The organism is Staphylococcus sp. HMSC36A10, assembly GCF_001838845.1.
Classification (GTDB): Bacteria; Bacillota; Bacilli; order Staphylococcales; family Staphylococcaceae; genus Staphylococcus; species Staphylococcus aureus.
The window spans coordinates 21,661-34,306 of sequence record NZ_KV839070.1 but is presented as its reverse complement, the minus strand read 5'-3'; the positions used below and the strand labels follow the sequence as shown (position 1 = coordinate 34,306).

Genomic DNA, 12,646 nt, shown 5'->3' with positions numbered 1-12,646 from the left:
GTCGGCGGTTCGAACCCGTCATTCTCCACCATTTTGATTATTTAATTATATGAATAAGCTGGAGGGGTAGCGAAGTGGCTAAACGCGGCGGACTGTAAATCCGCTCCTTCGGGTTCGGCAGTTCGAATCTGCCCCCCTCCACCATCTATATATTGGGCTATAGCCAAGCGGTAAGGCAACGGACTTTGACTCCGTCACTCGTTGGTTCGAATCCAGCTAGCCCAGCCATTAGAGCCATTAGCTCAGTTGGTAGAGCATCTGACTTTTAATCAGAGGGTCAGAGGTTCGAATCCTCTATGGCTCACTACTTGCACTTTCCATTTTTGGGAAGTGCTTTTTTTATGAAGTAATAAGATAAACAGATTATATGTGTAGCTATTGCTTGATAATGGTAAGCGCATACATTATTCTTTAATTACATAGAGCAAAGGGGGACGCTTATGACAAAGACAAAAGCAATTGATATTATAGGTGCACCATCAACATTTGGACAAAGAAAATTAGGTGTTGATTTAGGACCAACAGCAATTAGATATGCTGGATTAATTTCAAGATTAAAGCAATTAGACCTTGATGTATATGACAAGGGGGATATTAAGGTACCTGCTGTGAACATTGAAAAATTTCATAGTGAACAAAAAGGATTAAGAAATTATGATGAAATTATAGATGTTAATCAAAAATTAAATAAAGAGGTTTCAGCATCAATTGAAAATAACAGATTTCCTCTAGTTCTTGGTGGAGATCATTCTATTGCGGTAGGTTCAGTATCAGCAATAAGTAAACATTATAATAATTTAGGTGTTATTTGGTATGATGCACATGGTGATTTAAATATACCTGAAGAGTCACCAAGTGGAAATATTCATGGTATGCCTCTAAGGATTTTGACAGGCGAAGGTCCCAAAGAACTTTTAGAATTAAATAGTAATGTAATCAAGCCAGAAAACATCGTACTAATTGGTATGAGAGATTTAGATAAAGGTGAAAGACAATTTATCAAAGATCATAATATTAAAACATTTACTATGTCAGATATTGATAAATTGGGGATAAAGGAAGTAATTGAAAATACAATAGAATATTTGAAGTCACGCAATGTTGATGGCGTTCATTTATCTTTAGATGTTGATGCTTTAGATCCGCTTGAAACGCCAGGCACTGGTACTAGAGTTTTGGGTGGTCTTAGTTATAGAGAAAGCCATTTTGCATTGGAATTACTGCATCAATCACATTTAATTTCCTCAATGGATTTAGTTGAAGTAAATCCATTGATTGACAGTAATAATCATACTGCTGAACAAGCGGTTTCATTAGTTGGAACATTTTTTGGTGAAACTTTATTATAAATAAATGATTTGTAGTGTATAAAGTATATTTTGCTTTTTGCACTACTTTTTTTAATTCACTAAAATGATTAAGAGTAGTTATAATCTTTAAAATAAATTTTTTCTATTTAAATATATGTTCGTATGACAGTGATGTAAATGATTGGTATAATGGGTATTATGGAAAAATATTACCCGGAGGAGATGTTATGGATTTTTCCAACTTTTTTCAAAACCTCAGTACGTTAAAAATTGTAACGAGTATCCTTGATTTACTGATAGTTTGGTATGTACTTTATCTTCTCATCACGGTCTTTAAGGGAACTAAAGCGATACAATTACTTAAAGGGATATTAGTAATTGTTATTGGTCAGCAGATAAGTATGATATTGAACTTGACTGCAACATCTAAATTATTCGATATCGTTATTCAATGGGGGGTATTAGCTTTAATAGTAATATTCCAACCAGAAATTAGACGTGCGTTAGAACAACTTGGTAGAGGTAGCTTTTTAAAACGCTATACTTCTAATACGTATAGTAAAGATGAAGAGAAATTGATTCAATCGGTTTCAAAGGCTGTGCAATATATGGCTAAAAGACGTATAGGTGCATTAATTGTCTTTGAAAAAGAAACAGGTCTTCAAGATTATATTGAAACAGGTATTGCAATGGATTCAAATATTTCGCAAGAACTTTTAATTAATGTCTTTATACCTAACACACCTTTACATGATGGTGCAATGATTATTCAAGGCACTAAGATTGCAGCAGCAGCAAGTTATTTGCCATTGTCTGATAGTCCTAAGATATCTAAAAGTTTGGGTACAAGACATAGAGCTGCGGTTGGTATTTCAGAAGTATCTGATGCATTTACCGTTATTGTATCTGAAGAAACTGGTGATATTTCGGTAACATTTGATGGAAAATTACGACGAGACATTTCAAACGAAATTTTTGAAGAGTTGCTTGCTGAACATTGGTTTGGCACACGCTTTCAAAAGAAAGGTGTGAAATAATATGCTAGAAAGTAAATGGGGCTTGAGATTTATTGCCTTTCTTTTGGCATTGTTTTTCTTTTTATCTGTTAACAATGTTTTTGGAAATATCTTTAACACTGGTAATCTTGGTCAAAAGTCTAGTAAAACGATTCAAGATGTACCCGTTGAAATTCTTTATAACACTAAAGATTTGCATTTAACAAAAGCGCCTGAAACAGTTAATGTGACTATTTCAGGACCACAATCAAAGATAATAAAAATTGAAAATCCAGAAGATTTAAGAGTAGTGATTGATTTATCAAATGCTAAAGCTGGAAAATATCAAGAGAAGTATCAAGTTAAAGGGTTAGCTGATGACATTCATTATTCTGTAAAACCTAAATTAGCAAATATTACGCTTGAAAACAAAGTAACTAAAAAGATGACAGTTCAACCTGATGTAAGTCAGAGTGATATTGATCCACTTTATAAAATTACAAAGCAAGAAGTTTCACCACAAACAGTTAAAGTAACAGGTGGAGAAGAACAATTGAATGATATCGCTTATTTAAAAGCCACTTTTAAAACTAATAAAAAGATTAATGGTGACACAAAAGATGTCGCAGAAGTAACGGCTTTTGATAAAAAACTGAATAAATTAAATGTATCGATTCAACCTAATGAAGTGAATTTACAAGTTAAAGTAGAGCCTTTTAGCAAAAAGGTTAAAGTAAATGTTAAACAGAAAGGTAGTTTAGCAGATGATAAAGAGTTAAGTTCGATTGATTTAGAAGATAAAGAAATTGAAATCTTCGGTAGTCGAGATGACTTACAAAATATAAGCGAAGTTGATGCAGAAGTAGATTTAGATGGTATTTCAGAATCAACTGAAAAGACTGTAAAAATCAATTTACCAGAACATGTCACTAAAGCACAACCAAGTGAAACGAAGGCTTATATAAATGTAAAATAAATAGCTAAATTAAAGGAGAGTAAACAATGGGAAAATATTTTGGTACAGACGGAGTAAGAGGTGTCGCAAACCAAGAACTAACACCTGAATTGGCATTTAAATTAGGAAGATACGGTGGCTATGTTCTAGCACATAACAAAGGTGAAAAACACCCACGTGTACTTGTAGGTCGCGATACTAGAGTTTCAGGTGAAATGTTAGAATCAGCATTAATAGCTGGTTTGATTTCAATTGGTGCAGAAGTGATGCGATTAGGTATTATTTCAACACCAGGTGTTGCATATTTAACACGCGATATGGGTGCAGAGTTAGGTGTAATGATTTCAGCCTCTCATAATCCAGTTGCAGATAATGGTATTAAATTCTTTGGATCAGATGGTTTTAAACTATCAGATGAACAAGAAAATGAAATTGAAGCATTGTTGGATCAAGAAAACCCAGAATTACCAAGACCAGTTGGCAATGATATTGTACATTATTCAGATTACTTTGAAGGGGCACAAAAATATTTGAGCTATTTAAAATCAACAGTAGATGTTAACTTTGAAGGTTTGAAAATTGTTTTAGATGGTGCAAATGGTTCAACATCATCACTAGCGCCATTCTTATTTGGTGATTTAGAAGCAGATACTGAAACAATTGGATGTAGTCCTGATGGATATAATATCAATGAGAAATGTGGCTCTACACATCCTGAAAAATTAGCTGAAAAAGTAGTTGAAACTGAAAGTGATTTTGGGTTAGCATTTGACGGCGATGGAGACAGAATCATAGCAGTAGATGAGAATGGTCAAATCGTTGACGGTGACCAAATTATGTTTATTATTGGTCAAGAAATGCATAAAAATCAAGAATTGAATAATGACATGATTGTTTCTACTGTTATGAGTAATTTAGGTTTTTACAAAGCGCTTGAACAAGAAGGAATTAAATCTAATAAAACTAAAGTTGGAGACAGATATGTAGTAGAAGAAATGCGTCGCGGTAATTATAACTTAGGTGGGGAACAATCTGGGCATATCGTTATGATGGATTACAATACAACTGGTGATGGTTTATTAACTGGTATTCAATTAGCTTCTGTAATAAAAATGACTGGTAAATCACTAAGTGAATTAGCTGGACAAATGAAAAAATATCCACAATCATTAATTAACGTACGCGTAACAGATAAATATCGTGTTGAAGAAAATGTTGACGTTAAAGAAGTTATGACTAAAGTAGAAGTAGAAATGAATGGAGAAGGTCGAATTTTAGTAAGACCTTCTGGAACAGAACCATTAGTTCGTGTCATGGTTGAAGCAGCAACTGATGAAGATGCTGAAAGATTTGCACAACAAATAGCTGATGTGGTTCAAGATAAAATGGGATTAGATAAATAAATACTGTATTACAAATAAGCCGATGCGTATGCATCGGTTTTTTTGTGTTTCTAGAAATAATTTATAGTACAAACGTAAAATGATATAAACAAAATAAAAACAAAGTAATCAATATGTAATATAAAATACACTGGTACTCAATATATAATGATGATAAAATTAATTTTAATTAGATAGAGTTGCTTTGTGTTTTTAACGCAGATGCTACTACTTATCTTAACAGTTGATTAAGTGAAATCATTTAACAGCGAGAATAATCAACCAGGAGGATGACTTAATGAATTTATTCAGACAACAAAAATTTAGTATCAGAAAATTTAATGTCGGTATTTTTTCAGCTTTAATTGCCACTGTTACTTTTATATCTACTAACCCGACAACAGCGTCTGCAGCAGAGCAAAATCAGCCTGCACAAAATCAACCAGCACAACCAGCTGATGCCAATACACAGCCTAACGCAAATGCTGGTGCTCAAGCTAATCCTACAGCACAGCCAGCTGCACCTGCCAACCAAGGACAACCAGCAGTACAACCAGCAAACCAAGGTGGACAGGCTAATCCAGCAGGAGGAGCAGCACAACCAAATACACAACCAGCTGGACAAGGTAATCAAGCTGATCCGAATAACGCTGCACAAGCACAACCTGGAAATCAAGCAACACCGGCAAACCAAGCAGGTCAAGGAAATAACCAAGCAACACCTAATAATAATGCAACACCGGCAAATCAAACACAGCCAGCGAATGCTCCAGCAGCAGCGCAACCAGCAGCGCAACCAGCAGCACCTGTAGCAGCAAACGCACAAACTCAAGATCCAAATGCTAGCAATACTGGTGAAGGCAGTATTAATACGACATTAACATTTGATGATCCTGCCATATCAACAGATGAGAATAGACAGGATCCAACTGTAACTGTTACAGATAAAGTAAATGGTTATTCATTAATTAACAACGGTAAGATTGGTTTCGTTAACTCAGAATTAAGACGAAGCGATATGTTTGATAAGAATAACCCTCAAAACTATCAAGCTAAAGGAAACGTGGCTGCATTAGGTCGTGTGAATGCAAATGATTCTACAGATCATGGTAACTTTAACGGTATTTCAAAAACTGTAAATGTAAAACCAGATTCAGAATTAATTATTAACTTTACTACTATGCAAACGAATAGTAAGCAAGGTGCAACAAATTTAGTTATTAAAGATGCTAAGAAAAATACTGAATTAGCAACTGTAAATGTTGCTAAGACTGGTACTGCACATTTATTTAAAGTACCAACTGATGCTGATCGTTTAGATTTACAATTTATTCCTGACAATACAGCAGTTGCTGATGCTTCAAGAATTACAACAAATAAAGATGGTTATAAATACTATTCATTCATTGATAATGTAGGTCTATTCTCAGGATCACATTTATATGTCAAAAATAGAGATTTAGCACCGAAAGCAACTAACAATAAAGAATATACTATTAATACTGAAATCGGTAACAATGGTAATTTTGGTGCTTCATTAAAAGCAGATCAATTTAAATATGAAGTAACATTACCACAAGGTGTAACTTACGTTAATGATTCATTAACTACAACATTCCCTAATGGTAATGAAGACAGTACAGTATTGAAAAATATGACTGTTAATTATGATCAAAATGCAAATAAAGTTACATTTACAAGCCAAGGTGTGACAACGGCACGTGGTACACACACTAAAGAAGTTTTATTCCCAGATAAATCTTTAAAATTATCATATAAAGTTAATGTTGCGAATATCGATACACCTAAAAATATTGATTTTAATGAAAAATTAACATATCGTACTGCTTCAGATGTTGTAATTAATAATGCGCAACCAGAAGTTACACTAACTGCAGATCCATTTTCAGTAGCGGTTGAAATGAACAAAGATGCGTTGCAACAACAAGTAAACTCACAAGTTGATAATAGTCATTACACAACAGCATCAATTGCAGAATACAATAAACTTAAACAACAAGCAGACACTATTTTAAATGAAGATGCGAATCACGTTGAAACTGCAAATCGTGCATCTCAAGCGGATATTGACGGTTTAGTAACTAAATTACAAGCTGCATTAATTGATAATCAAGCAGCAATTGCTGAATTAGATGCTAAAGCTCAAGAAAAGGTTACAGCAGCACAACAAAGTAAAAAAGTTACGCAAGATGAAGTTGCAGCGCTTGTGACTAAAATTAACAATGATAAAAATAATGCAATCGCAGAAATTAATAAACAAACAACATCACAAGGTGTCACAACTGAAAAAGATAATGGTATCGCAGTGTTAGAACAAGATGTGATTACACCAACAGTTAAACCTCAAGCGAAACAAGATATTATCCAAGCAGTTACAACTCGTAAACAACAAATTAAAAAGTCAAATGCATCATTACAAGATGAAAAAGATGTAGCAAATGATAAAATTGGTAAAATTGAAACAAAGGCAATTAAAGATATTGATGCAGCAACAACAAATGCACAAGTAGAAGCCATTAAAACAAAAGCGATCAATGATATTAATCAAACTACACCTGCTACAACAGCTAAAGCAGCAGCTCTTGAAGAATTTGACGAAGTTGTTCAAGCACAAATTGATCAAGCACCTTTAAATCCTGATACAACAAATGAAGAAGTAGCGGAAGCTATTGAACGTATTAATGCAGCTAAAGTTTCTGGTGTTAAAGCAATTGAAGCGACAACGACTGCACAAGATTTAGAAAGAGTTAAAAACGAAGAAATCTCAAAAATTGAAAATATTACTGACTCTACGCAAACAAAAATGGATGCCTATAATGAAGTTAAACAAGCTGCAACAGCTAGAAAAGCTCAAAATGCTACAGTTTCAAATGCAACAAATGAAGAAGTAGCAGAAGCTGATGCAGCAGTAGATGCAGCTCAAAAGCAAGGTTTACATGACATCCAAGTTGTTAAATCAAAACAGGAAGTTGCTGATACAAAATCAAAAGTAATAGATAAAATCAATGCAATTCAAACACAAGCAAAAGTTAAACCTGCAGCTGATACGGAAGTAGAAAACGCATATAATACACGTAAACAAGAAATTCAAAATAGCAATGCTTCAACTACAGAAGAAAAACAAGCTGCATATACAGAATTAGATACTAAAAAGCAAGAAGCAAGAACAAATCTTGATGCTGCAAATACAAACAGTGATGTAACAACAGCTAAAGACAATGGTATTGCTGCAATTAATCAAGTGCAAGCGGCCACAACTAAGAAATCGGATGCTAAAGCGGAAATCGCTCAAAAAGCAAGTGAACGCAAAACTGCAATTGAAGCAATGAATGATTCGACTACTGAAGAACAACAAGCAGCGAAAGACAAAGTTGATCAAGCAGTAGTTACTGCAAACGCTGATATAGATAATGCTACAGCAAATACAGATGTAGATAATGCAAAAACTACAAATGAAGCTACAATCGCAGCCATTACACCTGATGCAAATGTTAAACCTCAAGCGAAACAAGCAATTGCAGATAAAGTACAAGCTCAAGAAACAGCAATAGATGCTAATAACGGTTCAACAACAGAAGAAAAAACAGCTGCAAAACAACAAGCCCAAACTGAAAAAACGACTGCTGATGCAGCAATAGATGCAGCACATACAAATGCGGAAGTTGAAGCGGCTAAAAATGCAGAAATTGCTAAAATTGAAGCGATTCAGCCAGCAACAACAACTAAAGATAATGCGAAAGAAGCAATTGCTACGAAAGCGAATGAACGTAAAACAGCAATCGCTCAAACGCAAGACATTACTGCTGAAGAAATTGCAGCGGCTAATGCGGACGTAGATAATGCTGTGACACAAGCAAATAGCAACATTGAAGCTGCTAATAGTCAAAATGATGTAGACCAAGCGAAAACGACAGGTGAAACTAGTATTGATCAAGTAACACCAACAGTTAATAAAAAAGCAACTGCACGTAATGAAATCACAACAATTTTAAATAACAAATTGCAAGAGATTCAAGCTACGCCAGATGCAACAGATGAAGAAAAACAAGCAGCTGATGCTGAAGCAAATACTGAAAATGGTAAAGCAAATCAAGCCATTTCAGCAGCAACTACTAACGCACAAGTTGATGAAGCTAAAGCAAATGCAGAAGCAGCAATTAATGCGGTAACACCAAAAGTTGTGAAGAAACAAGCGGCTAAAGATGAGATTGATCAATTACAAGCAACGCAAACAAATGTTATCAATAATGATCAGAACGCTACAACTGAAGAAAAAGAAGCAGCTATTCAACAATTAGCAACAGCAGTTACAGACGCGAAAAATAATATTACAGCTGCAACTGATGATAATGGTGTAGATCAGGCGAAAGACGCTGGAAAGAATTCAATTCAAAGCACGCAACCAGCAACAGCGGTTAAATCAAATGCTAAAAATGATGTTGATCAAGCTGTGACAACTCAAAATCAAGCAATTGATAATACAACTGGTGCTACAACTGAAGAGAAAAATGCAGCAAAAGATTTAGTTTTAAAAGCTAAAGAAAAAGCGTATCAAGATATCTTAAATGCACAAACAACTAATGATGTTACGCAAATTAAAGATCAAGCAGTTGCTGATATTCAAGGTATTACTGCAGATACAACAATTAAAGATGTTGCGAAAGATGAATTAGCAACAAAAGCAAACGAACAAAAAGCGCTTATTGCACAAACTGCAGATGCGACTACTGAAGAAAAAGAACAAGCAAACCAACAAGTAGACGCACAATTAACACAAGGTAATCAAAATATTGAAAATGCACAGTCAATCGATGATGTAAACACTGCAAAAGAAAATGCAATTCAAGCAATTGACCCAATTCAAGCATCAACAGATGTTAAAACGAATGCTAGAGCGGAATTGCTAACTGAAATGCAAAATAAAATAACTGAAATTCTTAGTGATAATACGACTACAAATGAAGAAAAAGGAAAAGATATAGAACCAGTTAGAGCAACATATGAAGAAGGTTTAAACAATATAAATACAGCAAATACAACAGGTGATGTAACTACTGCTAAAGACACAGCGGTACAAAAAGTTCAACAACTTCATGCAAATCCTGTTAAGAAGCCAGCAGGTAAAACTGCTTTAGATCAAGCAGCAGCTGATAGAAAAACACAAATCGAACAAACACCAAATGCGTCACAACAAGAAATTAACGATGCAAAACAAGAAGTTGATGCAGCGTTAAATCAAGCGAAAACAAATGTCGATCAATCATCAACAAATGAATATGTTGATAATGCAGTTAAAGAAGGAAAAGCTAAAATTAATGCAGTTAAAACATTTAGTGAGTACAAAAAAGATGCTTTAGCTAAAATTGCAGATGCATATAATGCTAAAGTAAACGAAGCGGATAACTCTAACGCATCGACTTCAAGTGAAATTGCTGAAGCGAAACAAAAACTCGCTGAATTAAAACAAACAGCGGATCAAAATGTTAATCAAGCTACTTCTAAAGATGACATTGAAGTTCAAATCCATAATGACTTAGATAATATTAATGATTACACAATTCCAACCGGTAAAAAAGAAACAGCTACAACAGATTTATATGCTTATGCAGATCAAAAGAAAAATAATATTTCAGCTGACACTAATGCAACACAAGATGAAAAGCAACAAGCAATTAAGCAAGTTGACCAAAATGTTCAAACTGCATTAGAAAGCATTAATAATGGTGTGGATAATGGTGACGTTGATGATGCATTAACACAAGGTAAAGCAGCAATTGATGCTATTCAAGTAGATGCTACTGTTAAACCTAAAGCGAACCAAGCTATTGAAGTTAAAGCAGAAGATACGAAAGAATCTATTGATCAAAGTGACCAGTTAACTGCTGAAGAAAAAACTGAAGCATTAGCAATGATTAAACAAATTACAGATCAAGCTAAACAAGGTATTACTGATGCAACAACAACTGCTGAAGTTGAAAAAGCGAAAGCTCAAGGACTTGAAGCATTTGATAACATTCAAATCGACTCAACAGAAAAACAAAAAGCTATCGAAGAATTAGAAACTGCACTAGACCAGATTGAAGCAGGTGTAAATGTCGACGCTGATGCTACAACTGAAGAAAAAGAAGCGTTTACGAATGCTTTAGAAGACATTTTATCAAAAGCAACTGAAGATATTTCTGATCAAACTACAAATGCAGAAATCGCTACTGTCAAAAATAGTGCGCTTGAACAACTTAAAGCACAACGTATTAATCCTGAAGTTAAGAAAAATGCTTTGGAAGCAATCAGAGAAGTGGTTAACAAGCAAATAGAAATAATTAAAAATGCAGATGCAGATGCATCGGCGAAAGAAATTGCACGTACGGATTTAGGTAGATATTTTGACAGATTTGCTGATAAATTAGATAAAACACAAACAAATGCAGAAGTTGCTGAATTACAAAATGTAACGATACCTGCAATTGAAGCGATTGTGCCTCAGAATGATCCAGATGCTAATGATACTAATAATGGTATAGATAATAATGATGCAACAGCAAATTCAAATGCTAATGCAACACCAGAAAATACTGGACAACCTAACGAATCTGAGACGACAGATAATGGCAAAGCAGACGCTTCTCCGACAACACCAAATAATAGTGATGCGGCAACAGGTGAAACAACAGCAACATCAGCAACTGATGATGCAAATGATAAACCGCAAGCTAATAACAATTCTAGTGTAGATGCATCAACAAACAGTCCGACAATGGATAACGATGTAACTAGTAAACCAGAAGTAGAATCAACTAATAACGGCACAACTGATAAACCTGTAACAGAAACTGATAATGCAACGCCAGCAGAAAGCACAACAAATAACAATAGTACAACTACAGCAACAAACGAGAATGCACCAACAGGATCAACAGCAACGGCTCCAACAACTGCGAGCACAGAAGCAGCATCATCTGCTGATAGCAAAGATAATGCATCTGTAAATGATTCAAAACAAAATGCTGAAGTAAATAATAGTGCTGAATCTCAATCAACTAATGGCAAGGTTGCACAACCAAAATCTGAAAATAAAGCTAAGGCAGAAAAAGATGGTAGAGATTCAACAAATCAAAGTATGGTTGAATCAACAACTGAAACATTGCCTTCAGCAGACATAACAGAACCAAATGTACCTTCTAATACATCAAAAGATAAAGAAGAAAGTACGACAAATCAAACTGATGCAGGACAACTTAAGTCTGAAACTAACGTTGCATCTAACGAAGCAGATAAATCGCCAAGCAAAGCTGATACTGAAGTTTCGAATAAACCATCAACATCTGCATCTTCTGAAGCAAAAGATAAAATGACTTCAACTAATGTTAGCCAAAAAGATGATACGGCAACAGCAGATACTAATGATACGCAAACATCAGTTGGCCCAGTTGCAAACAATAAAGCTAAAGATATGCAAACTAATGATATGAAGGCGTCATTAGCTACAGTTTCAAATGGAAGCAATAGTGCTAATCAAGATATGCTTAATGTAACTAACACTGACGACCACCAAGCTAAGACAAAATCAGCCCAACAAGGAAAAGTTAATAAGCCTAAACAACAAGCTAAAACTTTACCAGATACTGGTATGTCACATAATGACGATTTACCATATGCTGAATTAGCTCTAGGTGCAGGTATGGCATTCTTAATTAGAAGATCCACTAAGAAAGACCAACAAACTGAAGAATAAAATTTATTCAAGAATGTGAACATCTAGTTATTTCATAGGGAAATATTCCTTACTAAGTAACCAAGTCTAACAGTTAATATGAATTTGTTTTAGTAATGACCAATAGCCATCGAATAGGTGGCTGTGGCTCGAAAATAAAACAAGTTATTAACGCAAAAATACTCCTTTCATACATAACACAAGTTAAGTGTCTATGTTGAAGGGAGTATTTTTTATGTTCAGAAATTTAATATTGTTAATTCAACGGAACT

The 12,646-nt window shown here is 34.5% G+C and carries 5 protein-coding genes and 3 tRNA genes; all 8 read left to right on the top strand.

Annotated elements, in window-relative coordinates:
• Positions 1-60: 60 nt before the first annotated feature.
• The 8 genes from HMPREF3247_RS01555 to fmtB all read left to right on the top strand — a co-directional run bounded on the left by HMPREF3247_RS01555 (position 61) and on the right by fmtB (position 12,395).
• Positions 61-144 (top strand) — tRNA-Tyr (locus HMPREF3247_RS01555).
• A gap of 9 nt (positions 145-153) precedes the next feature.
• Positions 154-228, top strand: a tRNA-Gln gene (locus HMPREF3247_RS01550).
• A gap of 3 nt (positions 229-231) precedes the next feature.
• Positions 232-304, top strand: a tRNA-Lys gene (locus tag HMPREF3247_RS01545).
• Positions 305-440: 136 nt separating this feature from the next.
• Positions 441-1,349: an arginase gene (gene rocF / locus HMPREF3247_RS01540; RefSeq protein WP_000167867.1), complete on the top strand. Its 909-nt coding sequence runs from the start codon at positions 441-443 to the stop codon at positions 1,347-1,349.
• 188 nt (positions 1,350-1,537) lie between these two features.
• Positions 1,538-2,347 carry a diadenylate cyclase CdaA gene (gene cdaA, locus HMPREF3247_RS01535; RefSeq protein ID WP_000347896.1) on the top strand — a complete coding sequence of 270 codons (810 nt, stop codon included), beginning with the start codon at positions 1,538-1,540 and terminating at the stop codon, positions 2,345-2,347.
• A 1-nt stretch (position 2,348) separates the two neighbouring features.
• Positions 2,349-3,281, top strand: coding sequence for a CdaR family protein (locus HMPREF3247_RS01530; protein WP_000894032.1), 933 nt, complete (start codon positions 2,349-2,351; stop codon positions 3,279-3,281).
• A 26-nt stretch (positions 3,282-3,307) separates the two neighbouring features.
• On the top strand, positions 3,308-4,663 hold the full coding sequence (gene glmM, locus HMPREF3247_RS01525) for a phosphoglucosamine mutase (RefSeq protein ID WP_000521495.1): 1,356 nt from the start codon (positions 3,308-3,310) through the stop codon (positions 4,661-4,663).
• Between the two features lie 277 nt (positions 4,664-4,940).
• Entirely contained in the window at positions 4,941-12,395 is a 7,455-nt protein-coding gene (gene fmtB / locus HMPREF3247_RS01520; protein ID WP_064130054.1) for an LPXTG-anchored DUF1542 repeat protein FmtB, read from the top strand.
• Positions 12,396-12,646 lie beyond the last annotated feature (251 nt).